We start from the raw sequence: 24,590 nt of genomic DNA, 5'->3' as shown, positions 1-24,590 counted from the left end.
GAGCGTCCAGAAAAGGTGGGGATGGATCCGCTGGAGGATGTGCTGGCCCTGCTTGGCGCGACGAGCCACGTCTCCGCCGGCCTGGTCGGGGGCGGGCGCTGGGCAGTCGGTTTCGACCCACCGTCCGGGGCCAAGTTCAACGCCGTCCGGCGGGGCCGGTGCTGGCTGCGGGTCGACGGCCATGCCGAGCCGATCAACCTCGGTGCGGGGGACTGCTTCCTGCTGACCCGACCGGCGGCCTACACCCTCTTCAGCGACCCCGAGGTGCCGGTCGCGCCCGCGTACCCGATCTTCGCCGCCGCCACCGACGGTGTGGCGCACGTCGGCGACGGTGACGACGTGTTCCTCATCGGCGGCGCCTTCACCCTGGGCGGACGGGCGCGCAGCCTGCTGCTGGACAACCTCCCGCCGGTCATCCACGTGCCCGCCGACACCCCGGAGGCCGGTACCGTCCAGTGGGCCCTCGCCGAGATCGACGCGGAACTCCGATCGACGCGACTCGGCTCCCACCTCGTCGCCGAACACCTGGCGCTGATCCTGCTGATCCGGGTCCTGCGACTGCACCTGACCCGCGACGAACAGCCCACCACCGGGTGGCTGGCCGGTCTCACCGACCCGGTGGTCGCTCCCGCGCTACGTGCGATGCACGCGCGACCCGCGCACCCGTGGACGGTGGACGAACTCGCCCGGGCGGCCACCGTCTCCCGGTCGACGTTGGCGGCCCGCTTCAAGAAGGTCGTCGGGGTGGGCCCGCTGGAGTACCTGACCGGGTGGCGGATCGAACTCGCGGCGGACCGCATCCGACGCAGCTCCGACACGGTCGCCACCATCGCCCAGGCCATCGGATACGGCTCGGAGAGCGCCTTCAGCGTGGCCTTCAAGCGCACCACCGGCCTCTCGCCGCGGGCCTACCGCAACGAACTGGCGAAGGCGGGCCGAGACGACGTACCCGAAGCGACAAAGACCTCCGGTCGGGCCCTGCCTGGGCGGTAGCGCCCCGGCCCGCCGCGATTGAGGTCGTCTGGTTCGGGTAGACCCGGCTCTGCCGTCGGCGGCTCCGGCGTGGGAACGGGGCCGGGTCGCGCGGACAAGGGCTGTGAGACGCCTCGGGAGGACGTCGGATGGATCAGCGCGGTTGAGCGGGCCGGACGACTCCGGTGACGCCGTGGAGCTACGGGTGCACGGAGTCTCCGGCGCGAGCGCCGCGCAGGTGCTGGACCTGCAACAGACCGGGCAGGTCGCCGGTGACCGCAGTGGCGGGTTCTACCGGCCGCGCCCCCGGTGCTCGGACACCACCGGTGTGCGCGGTGTGACGTTGGAGGCGTACCGCTGGGGTGACCTGCCCTCCGGGACGGTGGCCCGCACCCTGGCGGTGGTCTTCCTGCTCCCCTTCATGCTGGTCAACGTCGCGATCTGGATGCGTCCGGCGAACCCCGGATCCGAGGCGGCGGTCAAGTCCCTGTGCCGGGTGCTGGCGCTCACGCTCACCGTGCTGTACGTGCTCGCCATCGCCGGCGTGGCAGTGGATCTCGTCGGTTGGGGGTGCCTGGCCTCACCGGACTGCCTCGCGGGACGTAGTTGGTTGTCCTGGTTGGGTGGGCGGCCGACCGGTCAGCGACTGGCGGTGCTCGCGCTGGTCCCAGCCGCCGCGATCGGCCTGATCTGGCGGGTCAGTTGCCGTCCGGGGAGGACCTTCGAGGCGTTTCGGGCACCCGATGAGGACGGCTCCGCGTCTCGGCTCGGGACGATCGGTCAGTGGGACGCCGAGCCGCTGGTGGGCCGGTTGCGGGCCATCCACGTCGCGGCGGCCTTCGCGACGCTGGACCTCGTCCTGCTCCTGGCCCGAGGCGCGAGTGACGCCTCGGCGGGCACGATCGCCCTGACGGCGATCACGGGCGTGATCCTGGCGGGCTGCGTGGGGGTGCTCTGCACACCGCCGCTAATCGATCGGGACCCCGGCGACCAACGGCTCGACCGGGTCACCCGCACCCTCCGGACCACTTCCGTCATCCTGACCGTGGCCGTCGTGGCGTACGTGTCCACCAGTTCCCAGCCGTGGACGCAGGAGCACGGGCTCCCCGGTTATGACGCGACTCTGGCCGGCCTCTTCGTGGCGCAGACGGCGCTGTTGGCCGCCCTGGGCGTGGTGCTGCTCTGGCACCGGCGCCGAGAGCGCGACGCCACCCCGCTGTTCGGGTTGGGCGCTCTCGTTGTCGCCGCCACCGGGATCAGCATGGCGGTGGCGTACTCCGCCGAACTGGTCTACCGCGTGGCGGACTTCCTGGACCGCGACGTGCCGACCGGTGACGGCATCGCCTCCGGCCCGCCCCGGGCCTACACCTGGGCGATCTACGGCTTCTTTCGGGCCCTGCTGATCACGGTGGTCGTCTCCGGCCTCGTCGTCCTGATCTCCCGCCGGAGTCGACGCCGGGCCGCGGCGGCGATAGTCGCGCGCGACTTTCCGGACCCGCCGGCCGAGGCGGGGCCCCGACTTCGGCAGGTCCGAGACGCGATAGCCCGGGCTCGCTTCACCGAGAAACTGGTGCCGCTGGCCGTGCTCTACGGCTGCCTCACCGGACTCGGGACGGCCACCACCACCATCGGTCTGCTGGGGCAGGTCCCGAGCGACGTCATCGAGCGGAACGTGAGGTTGCCGGCGGACGCGGTCACGTTCGGCATCGCGTTCGGTAGCTGGGTGATCGCGGCGATCATCCTCGGCCTGATCATCGGCGGCATCTTCGCGTACCGGACCGAGCCGTACCGCCGGCACATCGGTGTCCTCTGGGACCTCGGCACCTTCTGGCCCCGGGCCGCCCACCCGTTCGCGCCGCCCTGCTACTCGGAGCGGGCCGTGCCGGAACTGACCCGCCGGATCACCTACCTCGTCGAGCGCGGCGACGCGGTGCTGCTCACCGGGCACAGCCACGGCTCGGTCCTGCTCGCCGCCACGGTGCTCCAACTGCCGCAGCAGGTCGGCGACCGGGTCGCCCTGCTCACCCACGGGTCACCGCTGCGCCGCCTCTACGCACGGCTCTTCCCCGCCTACGTCAACGACGCGGCACTGCGCGAGATCGGTCGGCGGGTGGATTGGCGCTGGGTGAACCTGTGGCGCGACACCGACCCCATCGGTGGCTGGGTCTTCTCCCCGCGTCCCGCGTCGGCCACCAGCGGTGACCCGGCCGCCGCTGTGGATCGTCGACAGCGTGATCCCCGCGACGTGGTGACACCCCCCGGCGACAGCGTCGCCCCACCCATTCACGGGCACTGGCCGGGTGAGTCCGACGAACCGTTCACCGAGGCGGTACGGGAGTTGGTGCAGCGCCTCGGCAGGCGGGGCGGCCCGACCGGGACGACGGGGTAACGGGCCGGCTCACTGTCCCCGGGTACGCCAGTCGTCCAGGCTGGTGCCGGCGATGCGGGCGCCATCGGCGGGGACGAGCGAGCGTTCGCCCAGCTCGGCGCCGAAGTACCGGGCGTCGGGGTCGGCCACCACCGAACGACGGTCCTGCTGGTCGGCGAGGAGGGATCGGCCCAGTTCGTCGAGGCGGAACTGCTTCGGGCCAGCGATCTCGACCACGGAGTTCGTCGGCGCGTTGAGCACGACCTCGGCCACCGCAGCCGCGACGTCGTCCGCGGCCATCGGCTGGATGAGCACCGGCGCGAGGTGCACTGTGTCGCCGTCCGTGCCGGCGTCGATGATGCCCTGGAGGAACTCGAAGAACTGGGTGGCGTGCACCACCGAGTACGGCATTCCGGACGCGACGATGAGCTTCTCCTGGGCGACCTTCGCGCGCATGTACCCGCTGTCCGGGATCCGGTCGCACCCCACGATGGAGAGCGCCACGTAGTGGTTCACCCCGGCGTCCGACGCTGCGGCGAGGAGCGTCCGGGTGGACGTCTCGAAGAACTCCAGCACGGCGGCGTCCTCGAACGACGGCGAGTTCGACACGTCGACGACGACCTCGGCGTCGGTGAGCGCGTCGGCCACTCCCTCGCCGGTCAGGGTGTTCACGCCGGTCTTCGGCGACGCCGGCACCGCCTCGTGGCCCTGGGCGCCGAGGCGGTCCACCAGCTTGGAACCGATGAGGCCGCTGCCCCCGATGACGACGATCTTCATGGTCGAACCGCTCCTGTCTGCACTGGGTTGAGTCGTGCTGCCAATCAGTAAGACGGAAAGCGTGCGCGGATGCAGGACAATCGGCGCAGAACAGTTCAACGGAGATCAGGAGGTCGACATGGCCACGGTGTCCCACCCCGTGTTCGCCCGGGTGTACGAGCGGCTCAGCGTCGCCATGGACCGCGCCGGCACGGCGGCGTTCCGGCGGGACCTGGTCGCCGGCCTGTCCGGCCGGGTGATCGAGATCGGTGCGGGCAACGGACGGATGTTCTCCCACTATCCACCGGGGGTGACCCAGGTCGTCGCTGTCGAACCGGAGCGGCGTCTCCGTGCCGCTGCCGAGCGCGCCGCGGCGGACGCGCCGGTTCCGGTCACTGTCGTCGACGGTCTGGCCGATGCGCTGCCCGCCGGTGACGGCGAGTTCGACGCGGCGGTGGTCGCGTTGGTGTTGTGTACCGTGCCCGATCAGCCGAGCGCGCTGGCCGAGATCAGCCGGGTGCTGCGCCCCGGAGGCGAGGTGCGGTTCTTCGAGCACGTGGCCGCGGAGGAAACCACCGGTCTGCACCGCGCCCAGCGAATCGTCGACGCCACACTGTGGCCGAGGTTGTTCGCCGGCTGCCACACCGGCCGTGACACAGTCGCCGCCATCACGGCGGCCGGCTTCGAGGTGGAGGAGCAGCGCCGCTTCCGTTTCCCGGCCACCAGCAACAGCCCATCCTCCCCCTGCGTGCTCGGCCGTGCGATCAGGCCACTCCCCACGGGCCGCTAGGGCGTGTCTTCAAAGGTTCACAACCATTGGAGTAGCGCGGCGATAGTGACTGTGGCCTGGAACGAGGTCGCGGTCTTGTCGTAGCGGGTCGCGACGCTGCGGCACTGCTTGAGCCGGTTGAAGCAGCGTTCGACGACGTTGCGCCGTTTGTAGAGCTGCTTGTCGAACACCGGTGGTCGGCCGCCGCGGCTGCCTCGTCGGTGGCGGTTGGCCTGCTGGTCGGCGCGCTCAGGGATCGTGTGTCCGACGCCGCGTCGGCGCAGGTGCTCTCGGATGGCCTTCGAGCTGTAGCCCTTGTCGGCGATGACATGGTCGGGCCGGACCCGAGGTCGGCCGGGTCCGGACCGCTCGACCCGGATCGCTGCCATGACGTGCGTGAAGCGGCTGCAGTCGTTGACGTTGCCGCCGGTGAGCACGAACGCCAGGGTCCGACCCAGGCCGTCGCAGGCGAGGTGAATCTTGGTGGTCAGTCCACCTCGACTTCGACCGAGGGCGTGATCTTGTGGTTCGTCCGATTCGCTGGCCCCCCTTTAGCGCCCGCGGCGTGCTGGTGGGCGCGCACGATCGTGGAGTCCACCGACACCAGCCAGTCAATGTCCCCGGCAGCGTCCGCGTCGGCCTGGACCCCGGCCAGCATCCGCTCGAACGTGCCATCAAGGGCCCACCTGCGGAAACGGGTATAGATCGACTGCCACGATCCGTAGCGGACGGGCACATCACGCCACGCCGCCCCGGCTCGGATCTTCCACACGATCCCGTTGAGGACCCGCCGGTCATCGACCCGAGGCCGACCGCCGGTCACCACCGACGGCAGATACCGCGACAGCGCATCCCACTCGACGTCAGACAACTCGTAGCGACGACCCACGCCCTACATCATCCGACACCAAGATCCTTTGAAGACACTGCCTAGGCCGAGATCCGCTTGGGTGGTCCGGTCGCGCGCCTCGCCCGCAATTCGCGGAACCAGCAGAACGCGAATGCGAACGTCAATCAATTCGGATAGACAGGCGTGGGCTATTGTCCTGATTTGCCCCCATTGGAACACCTGACGTGATGTGGTGGTCAGCGCGCTTATCGGCGCCATACAGGCCGTATCACGCAGGACGCCGCTCGCTGGACGTCTCCTGCGAGTAGTACCCACGGAGGGGTGTTCTGTGACAGCTAAACCCACACACTGGCTACGGCGGCGGGTTGTCCTGCCGACGCTCGCGGCTGGTGCAGCCGCCACAGTGGCAGCCAGCCTGCTGCTCTTCAGCTCGACCGCCGCCAACGCGCAGGAAGCACCGGTCAACCTGGGGACGGCAGCCGACTTCTCCGTCCTGGCCGGGGCGGAGCCGACCAACACCGGCCCCAGCTTCCTGGCCCAGAGCCTCGGGCGGTTCCCCGGAGTCACCTCGTCCGGATTCGAAACGGCAACCATCGGCGGCGAGGTGCACCTCGGTGACGCGGTCGCGCTCCAAGCTCAGAGCGATCTGACCATCGCCTTCAACGACGCTGCCGGCCGAACCCCGTTCACCAACCTGCCGGCGGAGTTGGGTGGCAACACGCTCAACGAGGGGGTCTACCGGATCGGGGCCGCCCAACTGACCGGACCGTTGACGCTCAACGGTCAGGGCGACCCGTCGGCCGTATTCATCTTCCAGGTCGACTCCTCGTTGACGACGGCGTCGAACAGCAGCGTCGTGCTGATCAACGGAGCGTCGGCCTGCAACGTCTTCTGGAAGATCGGCAGCTCGGCGACGATCGGCACCGGCACCACCTTCGTGGGCACCATCATGGCTCAGGCCGCGATCACCTTGGCCACGGGCGCGACCCTCCAGGGCCGCGCGCTGGCGCGCACCGAGGCCGTCACCCTCGACACCAACGTCATCACCGCACCGATCTGCGCCGGGCCGACAGGCCCGCCCGGACCGACAGGCCCGCCTGGGCCCACCGGCCCACCCGGCCCGTCCGGCAGCCCCGGCGCACCCGGCAGCCCTGGCGCACCCGGCAGCCCCGGCGCACCCGGCAGCCCCGGAGCACCCGGCAGCCCCGGAGCACCCGGCAGCCCCGGCGCACCCGGAGCCCCCGGCGCACCCGGTAGCCCGGGAGCACCGGGTAGCCCCGGCGCACCTGGTCCGTCCGGACCCCCCGGAGCGCCCGGAGCGCCCGGAGCCCCCGGCAGCCCCGGTGCGCCTGGCAGCCCTGGCGCACCCGGCAAACCTGGTGGTGGCGGCAAGCAACCCATCCTGCCGGTCACCGGAGGCGGTGTGGTCCCGGCCATGACCGGCGTCGGAGGTGTGATGGTCGTCCTGGGTGCTGGCGCGTTCCTCCTCGCCCGGCGTCGACGCCTGGAGTCCTGATCGGTGGCCCGGCCGGTGTGATCCCGGCCGGGCCACGTCACGTCGTCGGCCCGCTCCCCACCGGAGCGGGCCGACGACGCATTCACGGACGGTCAGCCGATGCGCACCACGTAGGTCTCGCGCGCTGCCGGCCTTGCCCTGCGGCGGCGCGAAGTCCGACGTCCACTCGCCTCACCGACGGGGCAGCCCGCTCAGCCAGACGTCCAACTCCGCCGGGGAGCGCAGCAACACCACGGGCGGGGCGGACCGGTCGGCCTGCCAGGCCCGCATCCGCCGTCGGGCCCGGCCGAACGCGGTGACGTGCCACACCAGGATCGAGTCCGGGGACAGCACGCTGCTCAGCGACTCCCGGTTGCCGTTGCAGATGACCTCGCCCGTGACCACACGGCGGACGGTGCGGCGGAGCAACCGTCCGAACGAGCGCCATCGTGGATAGTCCAGGCCGACGACCAGGTCGGCGCGGGCCATCGGGACGTCCCGCCAGCCGTGGTACGCCCCGTCGATGATCCAGCGGTCCCGTCTGCAGATCTCCTCGATCCGGCTGCGTTGCTGGGCGACCGGCACCTCGACCCAGCCCGGCTGCCAGAGCAGGTCGTCCACCGGATACCAGGGCAGGCCGAGGTGTTCGGCCAACCGCGCGGCGAGGGTGGACTTGCCGGAGCCGTACACCCCGTAGACCAGGATGCGACGCGGTGCGCTCATCGCGGCAGCGTACGTCGTGAAGGAAAATCAGTTGTCGTGCCCGGCGCGCCTCGGCCAGAGTGACGTCCATGACGTACTGACGGACACCACACCTGCTCCGCGCCACCGGTGATGCCTCCCGGGGGCCGTGACGCCGTCCGTTTTCACGTTCGCAGCCAGAGATGAGCCTCCTTGTCCCAGCACCACCTCCCTCGGGAGCCCCTGCCCCCGTCCGCCCCGGCCACCGTCACGGTGTTCGCCTCTCCCGCGAGCTGGATCGAGTCCGATGCGCTCGCGCAGTGCCAACAGGTCGCCGCCCTGGACGGCATGCGGCACGTCGCCGCGATGCCGGACCTGCATCCCGGCAAGGGCGCGCCCATCGGCGCGGCCATGGCGTCGACAGTGCTGTACCCGTTCCTGGTGGGCTCCGACATCGGCTGCGGCATCGCCGTGTTTCCGATCAAGCTCAAGCGGGCCGTACCGGAACGGCTCGCCGCCCGGTTCCCCGACCTCGACCAGGCGCTCGACCCGGTACGGGACGCCGACGACCCCGCCTGGGCCGCCGTCGACGGTGACGTTCCGGCCGGCCACCTCGACGGTCTCGGGACGGTGGGCCGGGGCAACCACTTCGTGGAGCTGGCCCGCGTCGACACCATCCTCGACGTCCGGCACGCGGGCCGGCTCGGCCTCGACGCGGGCGATCTGGTGCTCATCGTGCACAGCGGTTCGCGTGGCCTGGGCGAGCGGATCCTGCGGGCGCACACCGAGGTCCACGGCGCCGGGGCGGCTCCCGATCCCGCCGCCTACCTGGGCATGCACGACGAGGCGGTGCGGTGGGGTTCGCTCAACCGCCGGGTGCTGGCCGCCCGGGTGGCGCACGCGTTGGGGGCCGAGCCCACCGCGCCGATCGTCGACCAGTGCCACAACCTGGTCGAGGTCCGGGACGGGGTCTACCTGCACCGCAAGGGCGCGGCACCGGGTGACGGGCGCGACGTGCTGATCGCCGGTACCCGGGGAACGCCCTCCTACCTGGTGGCCGCACACGCCGGGCCGGACGCCAACCACTCGGTGGCCCACGGAGCTGGCCGCAAGATGTCGCGCGCCGACGCCCTGCGGCGGGGCCGGGCCAAGCACACGGTCGAGGAGCTACGCCGTACCCCGGTGGGGTCGCTGGTGGTCTGCGGTGACCGGCAGCTGCTCTTCGAGGAGGCGCCCACGGCGTACAAGCGCATCGAGCAGGTGATCACCGACCTGGTCGCGCACCAGCTGGCTACGCCGGTGGTCAGCACGACGCCAGTGGTCACCTACAAGACGCCCGACCTCGGGTCCGCCGCACGACCGGACCGGCGGGGCCACCGCGGCCGGCGAGGCCGGTCGTGAACGCGTTCCTGCTGCTGTCCGCCGGGCGCGGGCCGCAGGAGTGCGCCTGGGCGGTGAGTCACCTGCTACGCCGCCTGCGGGACGAGGGCACCCGCCGAGGTCTGACGGTCCAGCAGGTCGAGGCGGTGCCCGGTGACCGCACCGGCACCTACCGGTCGGTGCTGATCCGGATCTCCGGCGCTGACGCCGAGGCGTTCGCGGCCACGTGGACCGGGACGCTGTGCTGGCAGGCCCCCAGCCCGTACCGGTCGGGCGTCGGCCGGAAGAACTGGTACGTCACCGCCCAGCCGCCCGAACGCGACGCCCGGCCCACGACGTTCCGCGAGGCGGACGTCGACATCGTCGGCTGCCGCACCGGCGGGCCGGGTGGTCAGCACCGGAACAAGGCCAGCACGGCGGTACGCGCAACCCACCGTCCGTCGGGTCTGGTGGTCGTGGTGGACGAGGAGCGGCAGTTCAGTCTCAACCGCCGGATCGCCCTGGACCTGCTGCGGCACCGCATCGAGCACGGCGACGAGGAGGCGCGGCGTGCCGTCACCGCCGCCCGGTGGCGCATCCACGACGGGCTGGTTCGCGGCGATCCGGTGCGGGTGGAACGGCCGACGCCCTGACGACTCAGACCTCCAGCACGGCGTCCGCGAAAGCCTGCGGCGCCTCCTGCGGCAGGTTGTGCCCGACACCGCCCCCGACGGTCCGGTGCTCGTACGGGCCGGCGAACTGCTTGCCGTAGACGGTGGGCTCCAGGTGCGGCGCTCCGTTGGCGTCCCCCTCCAGGGAGATGCTGGGGACCGTGATCTTCGGCTTCGCGGCCAGACGCTTCTCGATCTCGTCGTACTGCGGCTCGCCGTCGGCGAGGGCCAGCCGCCAGCGGTAGTTGTGGATGACGATGTCGACGTGGTCGGGGTTGTCGAACGCTGCTGCGCTGCGGTCGAACGTCGCGTCGTCGAACGTCCACTGGGGCGAGGCGGTGTGCCAGATCAGTTTGGCGAAGTCGCGCCGGTTCTTGTCGTACCCTTCGCGACCGCGCTCGGTGGCGAAGTAGTACTGGTACCACCACGCGAACTCCGCCTTCGGCGGCAACGGCACCGTGCCCGACTTCTGCCCGTCGATCAGGTAGCCGCTCACCGAGACCAGCCCCCGGCAGCGTTCGGGCCACAGCGCGGCGACGACATCGGCGGTGCGCGCGCCCCAGTCGAACCCGGCGAGCTTCGCGGTGTCGATCTTGAGGGCGTCCATCAGGGCGATGAGGTCGAGCCCCATGGCCGCCGGTTCGCCGTTTCGCATGGTGTCGTCGGAGAGGAACCGGGTCGTGCCGTAGCCCCGCAGGTACGGGACAACGACCCGGTGACCGACGGCGGTGAGCAGCGGTACGACGTCGGCGAAGCTGTGGATGTCGTAGGGCCACCCGTGCAGGAGGATCACCGCGTCCCCGTCGGGTGGCCCGGCGTCCACGTATCCGACGTTCAGGACTCCGGCCTCGACCTGTCGCAGGTCGGTGAACCCGCCAGCGGTCTTTGCCATCGACTTCTCCCCGCGTCCGAACCTGCTCGGAGGTGCTGATCACGGCCGAATCTAGCGACCGGCCCGGAGCCTGAGCACCGTTCACACAAGGACCCCTCGGGGGATGCCGAACTGGGTAGGATGCCAGCTCCGACGAGCCCAGTGGCGGCGGAAGGTGATCCGGTGACACAGACCGAGGAGCGCCCCGGGGTCCCGCTCGCCCCCTTCTCGCGCTACGGCATGGCGAACTTCGCCCGGTCCAACAGTCAGGCGGGGCAACAGCTCTACCTCGCCGCGAGCATCGGAAACGATCCGACCAGTTGGACCGCTGTCAACGACGGGCAGGCGGTGCTCCGGTCCACCAGGGGCATGCACGCAGTTCGCGACCCGTCCGTCGTCCGCTCCCCGGCGGGGGACCGGTTCTACCTCGTCGCCACCGATCTGAACGTCGATGGCTGGGCGTACGGCTGGCAGGGCTGGGACTGGGCGCAGAGCGGCGCGAGCCGGCACATCGAGGTGTGGGAGTCCACCGATCTGCGGACCTGGTCCGAGCAGCGACACGTGCTGGTGGCCCCGGAAGAGGCAGGCATGGCGTTCGCCCCGGAGGCCATCTGGGACGAGTCGATCGACGCCTACGTCGTCTACTGGACCTCGTCGATGTATCCCCCCGGGACGTACTACACACCTGATCGCACCGATCCGCGTGGCCGCTTCCCGGTCACCCGGAACCAGACCCTCTACTGCACCACCCGGGACTTCGTGACCTTCACTCCGGCACGGGTCATGAGTGACCGCCCCCACCACGGGACGCTGGACGCGGTGATCATCCGGGACGACACCGACGGGTCGTACCACCGTTTTGTCAGCGACCGCACGTCCACCGGTGTCGGGGTCACACCGTACGTCCCGTCGTGCGGCTCGGAGGACATCTACCAGGAGCGGTCGTCCTCCATCCTCGCTCCTGCGGAGGAGTGGGAACTGGTGGCGAGCTGCATCACCCACCGGGCGATGAACACCACCTACGCCGAAGCGCCGATGGTGGTCAAGGCCAACCCCGGTGACGTACGCGGGCCGGGCTACTACCTCTGGGCCGACCAGATCTGGGCCGGGTCGCCCTCCGGCAACCACCTGGAGGAGCAGCTGCACCCGTACTGGAGCGCAGATCTCGCGTCGGGCGACTGGACGCCCGTCGACTGGAGCCGGAAACCCGAATACGACCTGGCGGACGGCGTGCTGCGGCACGGGAGCGTCTTCGCCCTCACCCAGGCGGAGCACGCCGCGATGCGGGGTGCGGACCCGACGAGCGTCGCGGTACGGACGCCATTGACCAGGACGACGTACGCCGTCGGCGAGCCCCTCGACCTCACGCGTCTCGTGGTGACGGCCGACTACACCGACGGGGTGCGGGACGAGGTTCTGGCGCACGGCCACGGCGGGTACACGGTCTCGGGGTACGACCTCACCACCGCGGGGGCGCAGACCGTCATCGTGTCGTACTCGGTGGTCGGGGTGACGAGGACGGCCTCGTTCCCGGTGCAGGTCGTGGGGCCGTAACCGGATGACCGTAGGGTGATGGCATGGCTGAGCGACCTCTGACCCTGATGGCGGTGCACGCCCACCCCGACGACGAGGCGACGAGCACCGGCGGCGTCCTTGCCCGCTATGCCGCCGAGGGGGTCACCACAGTGCTGGTGACCTGCACCGACGGGCGATGTGGGGACGGCCCGGGTGGGGTCAAGCCGGGCGAGGAGGGGCACGACCCGGCGGCCGTGGTGGCGATGCGCCAGGCCGAGCTGGAGGCCAGCTGTGCGACGCTGAACGTCACCCACCTGGAGACCCTCGGCTACGCCGACTCCGGAATGATGGGCTGGCCGACCAACGACCTGCCCGGCGCGTTCTGGACGACGCCGGTGGCGGACGCCGCGGCCCGGCTCGCGGAGCTGATCCGGCGGTACCAGCCGGACGTGATCGTCACGTACGACGAGAATGGTTTCTATGGCCACCCGGACCACATCCAGGCTCATCGGATCACCATGGCCGCCGTCGAGCAGACGGACGTCCCGGCGAAGGTCTACTGGACCACGGTGCCGCGTACGGCGTTCGCGGAGTTCGGCCGGATCATGAAGGAGCTCGGCGTCGAGTGGGCCGAGCCGGACGCGGCGGAGCCGCAGCTCGGCCTGCCGGACGACGAGATCACCACCTGGGTCGACACCAGCAAGTACGGCGCGCAGAAGTTCGGCGCGCTGGCCACCCACGCCAGTCAGACCGAGAACATCTTCTTTCTGCAACTGGGCCAGGAGCGGTTCACCGAGCTGATGGGCATGGAGACCTTCCTGCGGGTCCGGGACCGGACCGGCTCGCCGACCCCCGAGGACGACCTCTTCGCCGGCCTGCGCTGACCACTCTTCCGTAGCGCCACCGGGCATCGTCGACCACCGGGTCGACGATGCCCGTTGGCGTGCGCCACGACGACCTCACCGCCCGAACCTCGCCGGTCGCCGGTCGCCCGTCGCTGGTCGTCGAAAGTTTCGGCCGCGAACGACGCAGCACCCCGCAGGTCATGTGATGAATTTCCGGAAGTTTTCGGCGTTGACGCCCAGACATAGATCGGCTTAACGTTTCGAACAAGTTTCCGGTTTCCGGCCGGAACTACCGGCAGCACCCGACCCCACCCGCACCTCCGTCCGTCAACACCGGACCCTCACCTCCTAGATCGACATTTGTCTATTGATCGTCTGGAAGGGAAGGCACATGAAGTTGAGACAGTGGTCGACAGTCGGCCTGGTCGCCGTCGCGACCGTCGCAACGCTGAACACGGTGCCGGCCACCGCGAGTCGGCCGTACGACCCCACGACGCAGAGCCTCGGCACCCTCGGCCTGCGCCACGGCCTGCACGTCGGCACCGCGGTGAGCATGGATGCCCTCAACGACGCCAGCGACCCGCAGTACCGCAAGCTGGCCTCCACCGAGTTCGCGTCGGTCACCGCCGAGAACGTGATGAAGTGGGAGAGCCTGGAGCCGACCCGCGGCACCTACAACTGGGCACCGGCCGACCAGTTCGTCGAGTTCGCCAAGCGCAACCGGCAGAGCGTGCGCGGCCACGTGCTGGTCTGGCACAACCAGTTGCCCGCCTGGTTGACCAGCGGCGTCGCCGACGGTTCCATCAGCAAGCAGGAGTTGCGCGAGCTGCTGCGCAAGCACATCACCACTGTCGTCAACCGCTACAAGGGCAAGATCTGGCAGTGGGACGTGGTCAACGAGGCGGTCAGTGACCCGTGGGACACCCCGTCGACCCTGCATTACAAGGGCTTCTGGGCGCAGAACCTCGGGCCCGGCTACATCGCCGACGCCTTCCGCTGGGCGCGGGCCGCCGACCCCAAGGCCCTGCTGTTCTACAACGACTACAACATCGAGGCGTTTGGCTCGGGTAACCCGGCGGACGACAAGACCCAGTTCGTGTACGACATGACCAAGAGCCTGCGCGCCCAGGGTGTGCCGATCGACGGCGTCGGCTCCCAGGGCCATCTGGGCACCCAGTACGGCAACTTCGACACCCTCCAGGTGACCGCCGCGCTGAAGAAGTTCGCCGGGCTCGGCGTCGCTACCGCGTTCACCGAGGTCGACGTCCGCAGCCAGCTGACAGAGGGCGTGCAGGCGGGCAACTCGGAGGAGATCAACCCCCGGCTACAGGCGTCGGCCGCCAACTTCAGCGTGCTGATGAAGGCGTGCCTCGCCGTGCGGAGCTGCCTGTCGTACACAGTCTGGGGTTTCAGTGACAACCATTCGTGGGTGCCGGGCTGGTTCGACGACCCGCCGGAGGGCCTGGCCACCATCTACGACGAGAACTACCAGCCCAAGCGGGCGTACCAGGAGTTGAAGTCCGATCTGATCTTCGCCGGGCCGCCGTACGTCCTGCCCCGCATCGCACCCAAACCGCGCCGCTGACGCACAGGGCCGTGTGGAGCTTCCCGAAGCTCCACACGGCCCCTGTGGCCACCACGGACGTCGACGTTCGACTCACGTTCGGCGGTTCCGTCGCGCCATCCGGACGCCATCGGAGGACTGGTGCCGGATCTGCCGGTTTATTGATGGTGTTGGTGTCACTATGGCAGGCGTGGGAACTGCGAAAACTGCCATGCCTGCGATCTCGCCGCTCACCGGCGATCCCATCAAGCGGGCCGATGCCGAACGGCTAGCGGGGGTGCTGAAGGCCTTCGCCGATCCGGCGCGACTCCGGTTGCTCAGCCTGATCCAGTCGGCGCCGGAAGGTGAGGCGTCCGTGAGTGACCTCACCTCGGCGCTCAACCTCTCCCAGCCGACGGTGAGTCATCACCTTCGGATCCTCACCGAGGCCGGCCTACTCGAACGCGACAAGCGTGGGGTCTGGGCGTACTACCGCCTGGTGCCCGCCGCCATCGCGCAGATTGCCGACCTGTTGACGCCGCCCCGGAAGCGGGCCACGAAGAGGGCCCGCTGACCGGGCCGGCAGGCGGGCTCGTCACATCCGCTCCAGCGTGCGGATGCCGAGCAGGTGCAGCCCCTGCCGCAGGGTCCGGGCGGTCAGCTCGGCCAGCAGCAGCCGGCTCTCCCGCAGCTCGTCCGGAGCACGCAACACCGGGCAGCGCTCGTAGAAGGCGTTGAATGCGGTCGCGAGCCGGTGCAGGTACCCGGCGAGCTGATGAAACTCGAGACTCCGCTCCACCTCGCCGACCACCGCGGCGAAGCCGAGCAGCTCGACCGCGAGCGCCCGCTCCGCCGGCTGCGCGACAACGATGGGCGCGTCCGGCCGCGCGGCCGTCCCAGCCCGCCGCAGCACCGACCGGATCCGGGCGTACGCGTACTGGAGGTAGGGCGCGGTGTTGCCGTCCAGCGCCAACATCCGCTCCCAGTCCAGGACGTAGTCAGTGGTCCGGTCGACGGACAGGTCGGCGTACTTGATGGCACCGATGCCCACCGCGCGGCCGATCTCGTCGGCGGTCCCGGCGTCCAGATCCGGGTTCCTGCTCCGGGCCAGGTCGGTGGCACGGGCGACCGCCTCCTCCAACAGCCCGACAAGCTTCACCGACTCACCGGCCCGGCTGCGCAGCATCCGCCCGTCGGCACCGAGGATGGAGCCGAAGCCCAGATGCTCGGCCCGGGCCGGCGGGTTGAGCCAGCCGGCCGCCTCGGCGACGGCGAACACCATCGCGAAGTGCTGCCGCTGCGGTAGGCCGACGACGTACAACAGCCGGGTAGCGCCCAGCTCGTCGACGCGCTGCCGCAGCGCGGCCAGATCGGTGGCCGGGTAGCCGTACCCACCGTCGCTCTTGCGCACGATCAGCGGCAACGGCTCGCCGTCCCGGCCGGTGAACCCGGGCGGGAAGACACAGTCGGCCCCACCGCTGGGCAGCAGCAGCCCCAGCCGGTCCAGGTCGTCGACGACGCTCGCGAGCCTGTCGTTGTAGGCGCTCTCGCCCCGGAAGTCGCCCTCGGACAAGGTCACGTCGAGCAGGTCGTAGACGGTCAGGAAGTACCGCTCCGACTGCGTCACCAGCAGCCGCCACAACCGCCGGGTCCGCTCGTCGCCGCCCTGCAACGCGACCACCCGCAGCCGCGACCGTTCCCGGAACGCCTCGTCAGCGTCGAACTTCGCCCGGGCCGCTCGGTAGAAGGCGTCCAGGTCGCCCATCGACAACTCGTGCGCCGCTCCGGCTTCGCCGACGTCGGCCAGGTGCTCGATCAACATGCCGAACGGCGTCCCCCAGTCGCCCAGGTGGTTGACCCGCACCACCCGGTGCCCGAGCCAGTCCAGCAGCCGTACCGCCGCGTCACCGATCACGGTGCCGCGAAGATGCCCAACATGCATCTCCTTCGCCACGTTCGGTGCCGAATAGTCGACCACCACGGTCTGCGGTGCGGCAGCCGACGGCACGCCGAGCCGGGCGTCGCCAGCCAGCCCGGAGACCATGTCGGCCAGTGCCCGGTCGGCAACTGTCAGGTTGAGGAAACCCGGCCCGGAGACCTCCGCCGACACGCAGATGTCGTCGAGCACCGCGTGCGCCAGCACCGCGGCGGCGACGTCCCGCGGCGGGCGGCCGAGCCGCCGGGCCAGCGCCAGCGCCGCGTCGGACTGGAAGTCCGCACGTGGAGACCGCCGCACGAGCGGGTCGACCGGGCCGCCGGCCACCGCCGCGAACGCCGGCGCCAGCCGGTCGGACAACAACTTTTCAAGATCCATGGGTACGCCGATCTCGCTCGGACCCGCGCTGTCACGCGAGCCGTTGACGGGGAGATACGGGCGGACCGAGGACGACCAGCGAACGACCGGCGGCTCGATCCGCCGGTCGCAGGAAACAGGTCAGCGCGGGCGGGCGACGGATCGCCGGCGTCGCCCCGCACCGACCTGGACGTCAGACGCCAGTCCGGTGCACAGAGCGATCACGCTGGTCATGCGGGACAGCCTAGCGCCCCGGCCGACGCGACGACACATCGATTCCGGTGGTCCGGTCGATGCCCGAGGCGTGGTCGTTTCGTTGGACATCGGGCAGGGAACTGCCAAGGGAGAGACGAGGGGTGACGATGAGCCGATACACACCACTGCCGGTGACCCGTACGCGACGCGCGCTCGCGCTGCTCCCACTGGTCGGCGCCATCACGCTCGCCGCTGCCTGCACCACCACCGAGGATCCGCCCGGCTCGGCCCCGGCGACCACCGCGCCGGCCGCCCCGTCGGCGTCAGCGCCCCCGACAGACCCACCATCTCCGAGCGCGAGCACCCCGGTGACCATCCCGACCTCGGCCTTCGTCGAGTTGCCCGCCGAGCTGCGGAAGTCTCCCCGACGGACGACGCCCGTCGAGGAGGCCCTGCCGAAGCTGTGTGGCAACGAGTTCGGCACCGGCGGCCGGCAGGTCACCGCGAGCGCCGCGATGACCGTCACCTACCAGAAGGCCGGCGAGCCATCCAGCAACGTGCCGCAGGGGATGATCCACCAGACCATCTTCACCTTCGACGGCGACGGCGCTTCGGGTTACCTGGGCCGTCTCCGCACCGCAGTGCAGGCGTGCCCCTCGTACGACCAGTCCGGATACCGCGTCACGGTCAAGAGTCAGGCGCTGCCCGGGGTCGGCGACGAGGCGCTGCTGCTGACCCGGACCTGGCCCGAGACGAGCCTGAACGGCGATCGCACCGGCGGCACCGCGTCCAGCCAGATCGCCGTGGCCCGGGTCGACAGCACCGTGACGGTCTTCGACGACCAGGGGTGGGAGGGCGCCAGCGGCAACCCCGCCATCCTGGACCGGGTCGTGCGCGACGGCGTCCGCGCCATCGACGCCTGGCAGCGGTAGCCCGCCCGCCACCGAAGCTGGGCTTCCACCGATCGGTTCGATCCTCGGTCGAATCATGGACACCCGGACGCGAGTCGCGCTCCCACCGGAAGACTTGAGGATCACGGTCCACAGTGGGTGCGGGGAACTGCGGCGGCAGCCCGCCGGGCCGTCAGCGTTGGTCGGTGGAGGAGGTCGTCATGTCGGACGCTCAGGGAACGAAGGCACCGTGGCTCCCACCGCGGTGGTTCATCCGGCTGGCCTGGTCGGTGCACCGGGGCCTGTACCGGGTCTCCGGCGGCCGAACCGGGCTGTGGCGACCCCGCGAGACCCGCTGGGGCACCCTGCGGCTGACCACGACCGGACGCCGCACCGGCCAGCAGCGCAGCGTCATCATCGCCTACTTCGAGGATGGCTCGAACCTGGTCGGCGTGGCGATGAACGGCTGGGGTGAGGGCGCCCCCGCCTGGTGGCTCAACCTCCAGGCACGACCGGACGCGTCAGTCGATCTGGTCGACGGACGGCGGCTGGTGCGCGGCCGCGTCGCCACCGACGACGAGCGGTCACGGCTGTGGCCCCGCTGGCGCGAGGCCGACAAGAACTTCGACGCCCACGCCGCACGGCGATCGTCGGAAACCACAGTGGTGGTGCTGGAGCCCAGATCGGATGGCGACTACTCCCCAACGCCAGATCAACTGCCGAACGCGAGGTAGAGACCCAGGCCGAAGTTCACGACCAGGATGATCGCGCCGACGACAGCGAACCAGCGCTGCCATGCCGTCCACCGGACCGTCCGCTGGGACTCGACGATGCCCGCCTCCTCCAGCCGCACCGCCGCGATCCTGTCCCGCTCGCTGGCGTCACGGCGGCCCGCGGTCACGTTGGCGCCGAGCAGGGTGACGTTGCCGCGGAGTTCCTCGGTGAGAGCCCGGAGAGCCTGCGTCATCGAGTCGATCGAGCCGTTGATCCTGCGCAGGTGCTCATCATGCCCCTGTAGACGCTGCTCGATCCGGCCCGCGTCGAGCCCGCGGGCGTAGGCGGCCGCCATCTCCTCCGCGTTTTCCGGGCCCGTCATTGGGGTCTCGGCAGCGACGACGACGTGAACCCGATCCCGCACTGGGGCGGGACCACCGCGGCCCTGAGGTCGAAGGGCCGGCGCCGGGGCGTGGTGTTCCTGAGACGCATCCGCCACCTCCAACTGACCCCGCACCACCCGGTCCGAGGTATCAGTCGTACCACTCCCCGGCCCCGAACACCACTGCTCGGATCCGACAAAACCGCAGGTCAAGACGTATTCGTGACCGGCCCGGGCGATAGGTGACAGGTGCCGGGCGACGGCCTGGGGAGCCCGGGGAGACAACTGCGGCGGTACGACGTGCCGAGCGCGTACATCCCGGGTGGTAGGCCCACTGGCAACTCCGGCATGACGACCCACGAGCAGTCCGGTACATACGCTGCCGCCTGTACCCGTCCTGCGACCGAGGAGATCCACAATGTCCGTCCGTCACCTGCTCGCCACCGCCGTAGCCGCCCCGTTCGCAGGGATCGAGCTGGCCGCACCGGCGGCCGCGCACGTCTCGGCCCAGCCGACCGCCGCCGCTGCTCTCTCCATGAGTTCCGGGCGTTTCGGCGCCAGCGCTGCGGTCCTGCTGGGGCTGGTCGGCATCATCATCGGCGGGCTGGCTCTGGCCCGCCCCGTCAGTCGGCTCGGTACCGGCTCGGGAAGCCTCGGAGCCGTCCTGGCCCTGGCGACAGGGCTGATCAGCATGGCGCTCGGCGGGCTGGTGGTGGTCACCTCCGACAGTGGCATCGGCACGGGCAACGGGCGAGGCGGGGCCTATGTGGCGCTGGCGGTCGGACTGGCCGGCGTGGTGCTCGGCGGGCTGGCCCTGGTTCGCGCGCGCCGCACCGGCCGCCTGGCGGGCTGACCCGACCGGTTCCGGCATGGGGATCGGCCTGGTTGATCTCGTTCCATCCGGAGGCCGCCCCACCGGTGGTCGTTCCAGCCGACCAGCCGACGGTGGTGGTCAGGACCGAGCGAGCCAACCAGGCACGGTCAGACCGGACTCATAGGCGAGGATCACCAACTGGGCCCGGTCCCGGGCCTGGGCCTTGGTCATGATCCGGCTGACATGTGTCTTGGCGGTCGCCGGGCTCAGCACCAACCGCGCCGCGATCTCGTCGTTGGAGAGGCCGGCGGCGACAAGCGTCAGCACCTCACGCTCCCGCTCGGTGAGCACGCTCAGTCGCGGCCCAGGGTCGGGATGCGTGGCCCGGGCCGCGAACTCGGCGATCAACCGTCGGGTGATCGACGGCGCGATCAGCGCGTCACCCCGGGCCACCACCCGCACTCCGTGGATCAGCTCAGCCGGCTCGGTGTCCTTGACCAGGAACCCGCTGGCACCGGCGCGCAGCGCGCCGTAGACGTAGTCGTCCAGGTCGAACGTGGTCAGAATGATGACGCGAGCATCGGAGTTCGCGACGATCTCACCGGTGGCGGCCAGGCCGTCGAGCCCGGGCATCCGGATGTCCATGAGCACGACGTCCGGTCGCAGTTGCCGGGCCAGCCGCACCGCCTCGAATCCATCGGCGGCCTCGCCGACCACCTCGAGGCCGTCCTCACCGTCGAGGATGGACCGGAAGCCGGCGCGTACCAGGGTCTGGTCGTCGACGATGAGCAGCCGGATCACAGCTGCTCCCCCACCGGCGCCGGGTCGGGTCGCATCGGCAGACGGGCACGGACCCGGAAGCCCCCGGCCGGCTGCGCGCCAGTGGTCAACGAACCGCCGAGTGCCCGCGCCCGCTCCCGCATCCCGAGGATCCCGCTGCCCGGTGAACCCGGCTGGCCGGTGCCGTCGTCCTCGATCTCCACGAGCACGTCGTCGTGATCGGGCCGGACCCGGACCACAGCGGTGGTGGCACGCGCGTGACGCGCCACGTTGGTGAGCGCCTCCTGGACGATCCGATACACCGCCAGGTCGACCTCCGGCGGCAGCGACCGCGTCTCGGCCAGCTCGGTGCGGATCTCCAACTCCGGTCGAGCGGCCGTCCTGATCAGATCACCGAGGCGGTTCAGACCAGGTACGGGCACGACCGCCGGGGTCTGCCGCAGCGCGCCCAGCGTCGCGCGCAACTCACTCAACGTCTCCTTGCTGGTCTGTTTGATAGCGGTGAGGGCCTGCTCGGACCGGACCGGGTCGGGTCGGTGCAACGCGGCGCTGGCCTGCACGTTGATCAACGACAGGTGGTGGCCGAGCACGTCGTGCAACTCCCGGGCGATGCGCAGCCGCTCCTCGGTGGCCCGTCGCCGGGCCTCCTCCTCCATCCGCTGCTCGGCGACGACCGCTCGGGCCTGCGCCTCGGCGAGGTAGGCGCGGCGATTGCGGGTCACACCCACGATGACCGCGACGAGCCAACCGGCGTGCAGCAGCGTCGCCCCGTTCATGGTGTTCGGGGACCGGTTGTAGCTGTCCGCCACGGCGAAGGCGATCACCGAGGCGAGACCGAGCCCGATGGCGACCGCGAGATATCCCTCGTCGACGACTGTGTAGAGCGCCACGACGAACACCAACATGATCGGACCGGGCCGGTGCAGCAGCGCCCCGTACGCGCCGATGGCAGCCAGCGCCACGACGCCCACCGGCACCGGGTGACGCCGCCGGACGTACAGCGCGCCGGTGGAGAGCAGCACCGCCAGCAGCGCCGCCCATTCGGCGACGGTGTCGATGCCGCGCGACTGCACCACCAGGCCCACGACGGCGACCAGACCCACGGCGGGCACCAGGGCCACGTCCGCCGTCCGGCTCCGCCACCCTGACATGGGCCGAAGCCTAGCCTCCCGCGATCCAGCGGGAGAAGGTCCGACTGGACGGTTCAGGTGTGCCGGTGACCCTCGGCCAGGTTCGCGTCGTAGCCGGCAGCCTGGAGGGCGAACAGTTCGGCGTACCGACCGCCGGTGGCGACCAGGTCGGCGTGTGTGCCCGCCTCGACCAGCCGGCCGTGGTGCAGGACGAAGATCCGGTCGGCATGCCGGACGTTGGCGAGCCGGTGCGTGATGAGGATCGTGGTGGCACGACCTCGGCGGTCCCGAATGGTCTGGAACAGGGCGTCCTCGGCCCGGGGGTCGAGCGCCGAGGACGGCTCATCCATGATCAGCAGTTCGGCGTCGCGCAGGAACCCACGGGCCGCGGTGATGCGCTGCCACTGCCCGCCGGAGAGGTCCTGGCCGCGCGCGAAGGTCCGGTCGAGCAGCGTCTCGTACCCGTGGGGAAGGTCGTTGATCATGTCGTGGGCGACCGCGCGGCCGGCGGCGGCCTCGATGCGATCCTGCCGGGCCTCGCTGTCGACGTCGCCGATGGCGATGTTGGTGGCCGCGGTGAACGGCCACTTGTGGTACTCCTGCGTCACCACCGCGATGCGGGCCCGCAGCCCGTCGACGTCCCAGTCCGACAACGGGCGGCCGTTCCACTCGATGCTGCCCTCCGTGGGGGCGCGGAGGCCGGCGATCATCGCGGCGAGGGTCGTCTTGCCCGAGCCGTTCTCCCCGACGAACGCGACAGTCTGCCCGGCAGTGATCGTCAATGTGACGCCGTCGACGGCGGGGACCTCCCGGTCGGGGTAACTCAGGCTCACCGCGCCGACTGTCAACTCGCGCAGCCGATCGGGGTCGGCCGCGGCTACCGATCCGGTGCTGTCGGGCAGGTACGCGTCGGCGCGGGTCATGAAGCCGGTGTAGTCGCCGAAGTGCTGCCCCTCGGTGTAGACGTGGTCGACCTGGAAGGTGGCGATGGCCAGCGACCGTTGCGCGGACTGCACCGCGATGACACAGGTCGCCGCCGCGGCGAGCGGGATCTGCCCGTCCAGGAGCAGCAGCCCGAGCAGGGCGTAGACGGTGCCGGTGGCGAGGCCACCGACGATCGCGCCGACAGTGGTGGTGGTGGTGACCCGCCGGGCGAGGGCGAGCTGGATGTCGGTCTCCACCTGCATCACCCGGTCGTACTGGTCGAGCAGGAAACGGCGCAGCCCGTAGGAACGCAACTCCGGGGCCGAGGCGCGTTCGGCCATCAACTTGTGCAGCAGCCACAGTCGACGTCGGCGCACCGAGCCGGTGGTGTACGTCTGGTAGCGCAGATGCCCGGCCCGCAACGACGCCCACGCGTTGGGCACCGTGGCGACCAGCAGCGCCAGCAGCAGCAGCGGATGGATGACGATGACGGCAGCCGCCACGGCGAGCAGCCCGGCCAGCCCGGCCAGCAGGTTCATCGACGCCTGCACCAGCCCGATCGTCGACTCGGTGCCTCGCGAGGCGCGTTCCATGTCATCGGCGAACGCGTCGGCGTCGAACGCCTCCAACCGGACCGCTGTAGACACCTCGAACAGGCCCCGCTCCACCTCACGGCTCACCCGGGGCGTCAACCCGTTCTGCGCGTACCCGGTGGCGATGCCCATCCCCGCGCGGAGCGCGACCGTCGCCGCCAGCACGGCCAGCGCGGGCAGCGCCGCCCGTACCTTGTCGGCGGTGGGTCCGCCGGCGAACAGTTCCACCAACACCCGCTGCGTGGCCAACAGGCCGAAGGCGGCCATCACCCCCGCGCCGACAGTCGCCGCGGCCACCACACCGGTACGGAGCCGGTCCGCGCGCCAACTGATACCGAGGGCCGTCCAGACGAGCCTGGGCAACTCCGCGAAGACGGCGAAGACGCCGGCCTCCGCGCGCGCCCGCACCCCTGTCTCCCACCACATCTCCCGCAGTTCCGGCAGCACCGACTCCGTACGCCCGGGGCCGGGTTGGCCCTGTCGAACGCGGCGGGCCTCTGCTGCGGCGGTCTCGATCATGGTCGTACCTCCCGGGGCGGCAGCCGTCGCCGTCTCAGCCAGGGCAGGCGGATTGGCGGGTTCCTGGAGGATTGGACCACCCGGGCATAGCCCTTAGCAATTGACCGATCACTATCCGTCAGGGGTCAGTCCTTGCCCAGGACGTCGAGCCGCGCTCGCAGCGCCGCGGCGATCTCGCCCGCAGCGGCGATCTGGTCCGGGGTGAGGGCGTCGACGAAGAGTTCACGGATGGCGCGCAGGTGCGGAAAGGTGGCCCCCTTGAACGCCTCGGCTCCGGCCGTCGTGAGCAGCACCTCCGCCCCACGGGGCACCGTCGCGCACTCCTGGCGGCGGATCAGGCCGCGCCGCTCCATCCGCCCGAGGTGGTGGGAGAGCCGGCTCCGCTCCCACCCGATGTGCGCGGCGAGTTCGGACGACCGCATCGCCTGACCCTCCGCCTCGGTGAGGGCGAGGAGCACGGCGTAGTCCCCCGTCGAGAGCGACGAGTCGCTCTGCAGGCGGGACTCGAGCCGGGAGCCGAGCGCTGCCGTCGTCTCGATGAAGTCCCGCCAGATCCGCAGTTCGTCGGCGGTGGGGAGTTGGCGCCCGCCCCGCCGGCCGGGTGTGGCCTCCGTCATCTCACTCTCCCGGGAATTGACGTGTCAATCGCCAAGTTAGCATC

23 protein-coding genes are annotated in these 24,590 nt (G+C 70.7%); 13 read left to right on the top strand and 10 right to left on the bottom strand.

Annotation, left to right across the window (positions count from 1 at the left end):
- Positions 1-21 precede the first annotated feature (21 nt).
- Positions 22-993 carry an AraC family transcriptional regulator gene (locus tag IW249_RS18870; RefSeq protein WP_196921961.1) on the top strand — a complete coding sequence of 324 codons (972 nt, stop codon included), beginning with the start codon at positions 22-24 and terminating at the stop codon, positions 991-993.
- Between the two features lie 142 nt (positions 994-1,135).
- Positions 1,136-3,361 carry a hypothetical protein gene (locus tag IW249_RS18865; protein ID WP_196921960.1) on the top strand — a complete coding sequence of 742 codons (2,226 nt, stop codon included), beginning with the start codon at positions 1,136-1,138 and terminating at the stop codon, positions 3,359-3,361.
- A gap of 9 nt (positions 3,362-3,370) precedes the next feature.
- Here the strand turns inward: IW249_RS18865 and IW249_RS18860 are convergent, their stop codons facing one another.
- Positions 3,371-4,117 carry an SDR family oxidoreductase gene (locus IW249_RS18860; RefSeq protein WP_196921959.1) on the bottom strand — a complete coding sequence of 249 codons (747 nt, stop codon included), beginning with the start codon at positions 4,115-4,117 and terminating at the stop codon, positions 3,371-3,373.
- 118 nt (positions 4,118-4,235) lie between these two features.
- On the opposite strand from IW249_RS18860, the gene IW249_RS18855 reads away from it, so the two are divergent.
- Positions 4,236-4,886, top strand: a complete 651-nt coding sequence (locus IW249_RS18855) for a class I SAM-dependent methyltransferase (protein ID WP_196921958.1) — start codon at positions 4,236-4,238, stop codon at positions 4,884-4,886.
- 17 nt (positions 4,887-4,903) lie between these two features.
- Here IW249_RS18855 and IW249_RS18850 read toward each other — a convergent pair.
- Positions 4,904-5,754, bottom strand: a protein-coding gene (locus IW249_RS18850) for an IS5 family transposase (RefSeq protein ID WP_372432978.1) whose coding sequence is annotated in 2 segments (ribosomal slippage) — positions 4,904-5,416 and positions 5,419-5,754 — 849 coding nt in all. Because the reading frame shifts where the segments join, the coding sequence is not laid out codon by codon here.
- A 364-nt stretch (positions 5,755-6,118) separates the two neighbouring features.
- Between IW249_RS18850 and IW249_RS18845 the strand changes: the two genes are divergently transcribed.
- Positions 6,119-7,231 (top strand): ice-binding family protein, encoded by a 1,113-nt coding sequence (locus tag IW249_RS18845; protein WP_307788632.1) that lies wholly within the window; start codon positions 6,119-6,121, stop codon positions 7,229-7,231.
- A 171-nt stretch (positions 7,232-7,402) separates the two neighbouring features.
- Here the strand turns inward: IW249_RS18845 and IW249_RS18840 are convergent, their stop codons facing one another.
- Positions 7,403-7,933: a P-loop NTPase family protein gene (locus IW249_RS18840; RefSeq protein ID WP_196921956.1), complete on the bottom strand. Its 531-nt coding sequence runs from the start codon at positions 7,931-7,933 to the stop codon at positions 7,403-7,405.
- A 171-nt stretch (positions 7,934-8,104) separates the two neighbouring features.
- Here IW249_RS18840 and IW249_RS18835 point away from each other — a divergent pair, with 171 nt between their 5' ends.
- Complete coding sequence (locus IW249_RS18835; RefSeq protein ID WP_196921955.1) at positions 8,105-9,292, top strand: RNA ligase RtcB family protein; 1,188 nt, start codon at positions 8,105-8,107, stop codon at positions 9,290-9,292.
- Complete coding sequence (prfH, locus tag IW249_RS18830; RefSeq protein WP_196921954.1) at positions 9,289-9,903, top strand: peptide chain release factor H; 615 nt, start codon at positions 9,289-9,291, stop codon at positions 9,901-9,903. Before IW249_RS18835 ends, prfH begins: the two co-directional genes overlap by 4 nt.
- Positions 9,904-9,907: 4 nt before the next feature.
- On the opposite strand, the gene IW249_RS18825 is transcribed toward prfH, so the two are convergent.
- The gene (locus IW249_RS18825) at positions 9,908-10,813 is read right to left on the bottom strand and encodes an alpha/beta fold hydrolase (RefSeq protein ID WP_196921953.1); all 906 of its coding nucleotides are present in this window, start codon (positions 10,811-10,813) and stop codon (positions 9,908-9,910) included.
- Positions 10,814-10,975: 162 nt separating this feature from the next.
- Here IW249_RS18825 and IW249_RS35040 point away from each other — a divergent pair, with 162 nt between their 5' ends.
- From IW249_RS35040 to IW249_RS18805, 4 genes are all read left to right on the top strand, one after another.
- Complete coding sequence (locus IW249_RS35040; RefSeq protein WP_196921952.1) at positions 10,976-12,346, top strand: bacterial Ig-like domain-containing protein; 1,371 nt, start codon at positions 10,976-10,978, stop codon at positions 12,344-12,346.
- A gap of 23 nt (positions 12,347-12,369) precedes the next feature.
- Positions 12,370-13,191 (top strand): PIG-L family deacetylase, encoded by an 822-nt coding sequence (locus tag IW249_RS18815; RefSeq protein WP_196921951.1) that lies wholly within the window; start codon positions 12,370-12,372, stop codon positions 13,189-13,191.
- A 352-nt stretch (positions 13,192-13,543) separates the two neighbouring features.
- The gene (locus tag IW249_RS18810) at positions 13,544-14,737 is read left to right on the top strand and encodes an endo-1,4-beta-xylanase (protein ID WP_196921950.1); all 1,194 of its coding nucleotides are present in this window, start codon (positions 13,544-13,546) and stop codon (positions 14,735-14,737) included.
- Between the two features lie 190 nt (positions 14,738-14,927).
- Positions 14,928-15,269 carry an ArsR/SmtB family transcription factor gene (locus tag IW249_RS18805; RefSeq protein WP_030333934.1) on the top strand — a complete coding sequence of 114 codons (342 nt, stop codon included), beginning with the start codon at positions 14,928-14,930 and terminating at the stop codon, positions 15,267-15,269.
- 21 nt (positions 15,270-15,290) lie between these two features.
- On the opposite strand, the gene argS is transcribed toward IW249_RS18805, so the two are convergent.
- Positions 15,291-17,009 (bottom strand): arginine--tRNA ligase, encoded by a 1,719-nt coding sequence (argS, locus tag IW249_RS18800; RefSeq protein ID WP_196921949.1) that lies wholly within the window; start codon positions 17,007-17,009, stop codon positions 15,291-15,293.
- A gap of 341 nt (positions 17,010-17,350) precedes the next feature.
- Here argS and IW249_RS18795 point away from each other — a divergent pair, with 341 nt between their 5' ends.
- Both IW249_RS18795 and IW249_RS18790 read left to right on the top strand, forming a co-directional pair.
- Positions 17,351-18,115 carry a hypothetical protein gene (locus IW249_RS18795; RefSeq protein ID WP_196921948.1) on the top strand — a complete coding sequence of 255 codons (765 nt, stop codon included), beginning with the start codon at positions 17,351-17,353 and terminating at the stop codon, positions 18,113-18,115.
- A gap of 179 nt (positions 18,116-18,294) precedes the next feature.
- Positions 18,295-18,807, top strand: a complete 513-nt coding sequence (locus tag IW249_RS18790) for a nitroreductase/quinone reductase family protein (protein ID WP_196921947.1) — start codon at positions 18,295-18,297, stop codon at positions 18,805-18,807.
- Here the strand turns inward: IW249_RS18790 and IW249_RS18785 are convergent.
- Complete coding sequence (locus IW249_RS18785) at positions 18,786-19,169, bottom strand: hypothetical protein (RefSeq protein WP_196921946.1); 384 nt, start codon at positions 19,167-19,169, stop codon at positions 18,786-18,788. The genes IW249_RS18790 and IW249_RS18785 overlap by 22 nt on opposite strands.
- A 418-nt stretch (positions 19,170-19,587) precedes the next feature.
- On the opposite strand from IW249_RS18785, the gene IW249_RS18780 reads away from it, so the two are divergent.
- Complete coding sequence (locus tag IW249_RS18780; RefSeq protein ID WP_196921945.1) at positions 19,588-20,022, top strand: DUF6223 family protein; 435 nt, start codon at positions 19,588-19,590, stop codon at positions 20,020-20,022.
- A 99-nt stretch (positions 20,023-20,121) separates the two neighbouring features.
- On the opposite strand, the gene IW249_RS18775 is transcribed toward IW249_RS18780, so the two are convergent.
- The 4 genes from IW249_RS18775 to IW249_RS18760 all read right to left on the bottom strand — a co-directional run bounded on the left by IW249_RS18775 (position 20,122) and on the right by IW249_RS18760 (position 24,546).
- On the bottom strand, positions 20,122-20,784 hold the full coding sequence (locus tag IW249_RS18775; RefSeq protein ID WP_196921944.1) for a response regulator: 663 nt from the start codon (positions 20,782-20,784) through the stop codon (positions 20,122-20,124).
- Entirely contained in the window at positions 20,781-21,914 is a 1,134-nt protein-coding gene (locus IW249_RS18770) for a sensor histidine kinase (RefSeq protein WP_196921943.1), read from the bottom strand. The genes IW249_RS18775 and IW249_RS18770 overlap by 4 nt, the downstream gene beginning before the upstream one ends.
- A gap of 53 nt (positions 21,915-21,967) precedes the next feature.
- The gene (locus IW249_RS18765; RefSeq protein ID WP_196924849.1) at positions 21,968-23,836 is read right to left on the bottom strand and encodes an ABC transporter ATP-binding protein; all 1,869 of its coding nucleotides are present in this window, start codon (positions 23,834-23,836) and stop codon (positions 21,968-21,970) included.
- 218 nt (positions 23,837-24,054) lie between these two features.
- Entirely contained in the window at positions 24,055-24,546 is a 492-nt protein-coding gene (locus tag IW249_RS18760) for a MarR family winged helix-turn-helix transcriptional regulator (RefSeq protein WP_196921942.1), read from the bottom strand.
- Between the last annotated feature and the right edge of the window lie 44 nt (positions 24,547-24,590).

This window comes from Micromonospora vinacea (genome assembly GCF_015751785.1).
GTDB classification, from domain to species: Bacteria; Actinomycetota; Actinomycetes; order Mycobacteriales; family Micromonosporaceae; genus Micromonospora; species Micromonospora vinacea.
Note: the sequence above shows the minus strand (reverse complement) of the source record. Positions and strands in the feature narration are given on the sequence as shown.

Excerpts from the sequence above, each read along its gene's own strand:
- IW249_RS18810 (WP_196921950.1), top strand. The coding sequence starts at position 13,544 with ATGAAGTTGAGACAGTGGTCGACAGTCGGCCTGGTCGCCGTCGCGACC.
- IW249_RS18860 (WP_196921959.1), bottom strand. The coding sequence starts at position 4,117 with ATGAAGATCGTCGTCATCGGGGGCAGCGGCCTCATCGGTTCCAAGCTG.
- IW249_RS18760 (WP_196921942.1), bottom strand. The coding sequence starts at position 24,546 with ATGACGGAGGCCACACCCGGCCGGCGGGGCGGGCGCCAACTCCCCACC.
- IW249_RS18870 (WP_196921961.1), top strand. The coding sequence starts at position 22 with ATGGATCCGCTGGAGGATGTGCTGGCCCTGCTTGGCGCGACGAGCCAC.
- IW249_RS18840 (WP_196921956.1), bottom strand. The coding sequence starts at position 7,933 with ATGAGCGCACCGCGTCGCATCCTGGTCTACGGGGTGTACGGCTCCGGC.
- IW249_RS18770 (WP_196921943.1), bottom strand. The coding sequence starts at position 21,914 with ATGTCAGGGTGGCGGAGCCGGACGGCGGACGTGGCCCTGGTGCCCGCC.
- IW249_RS18815 (WP_196921951.1), top strand. The coding sequence starts at position 12,370 with ATGGCTGAGCGACCTCTGACCCTGATGGCGGTGCACGCCCACCCCGAC.
- IW249_RS18805 (WP_030333934.1), top strand. The coding sequence starts at position 14,928 with ATGCCTGCGATCTCGCCGCTCACCGGCGATCCCATCAAGCGGGCCGAT.
- IW249_RS18790 (WP_196921947.1), top strand. The coding sequence starts at position 18,295 with ATGTCGGACGCTCAGGGAACGAAGGCACCGTGGCTCCCACCGCGGTGG.
- IW249_RS18855 (WP_196921958.1), top strand. The coding sequence starts at position 4,236 with ATGGCCACGGTGTCCCACCCCGTGTTCGCCCGGGTGTACGAGCGGCTC.
- IW249_RS18825 (WP_196921953.1), bottom strand. The coding sequence starts at position 10,813 with ATGGCAAAGACCGCTGGCGGGTTCACCGACCTGCGACAGGTCGAGGCC.
- argS (WP_196921949.1), bottom strand. The coding sequence starts at position 17,009 with ATGGATCTTGAAAAGTTGTTGTCCGACCGGCTGGCGCCGGCGTTCGCG.
- IW249_RS18780 (WP_196921945.1), top strand. The coding sequence starts at position 19,588 with ATGTCCGTCCGTCACCTGCTCGCCACCGCCGTAGCCGCCCCGTTCGCA.
- IW249_RS18765 (WP_196924849.1), bottom strand. The coding sequence starts at position 23,836 with ATGTGGTGGGAGACAGGGGTGCGGGCGCGCGCGGAGGCCGGCGTCTTC.
- IW249_RS18795 (WP_196921948.1), top strand. The coding sequence starts at position 17,351 with ATGAGCCGATACACACCACTGCCGGTGACCCGTACGCGACGCGCGCTC.
- IW249_RS18785 (WP_196921946.1), bottom strand. The coding sequence starts at position 19,169 with ATGACGGGCCCGGAAAACGCGGAGGAGATGGCGGCCGCCTACGCCCGC.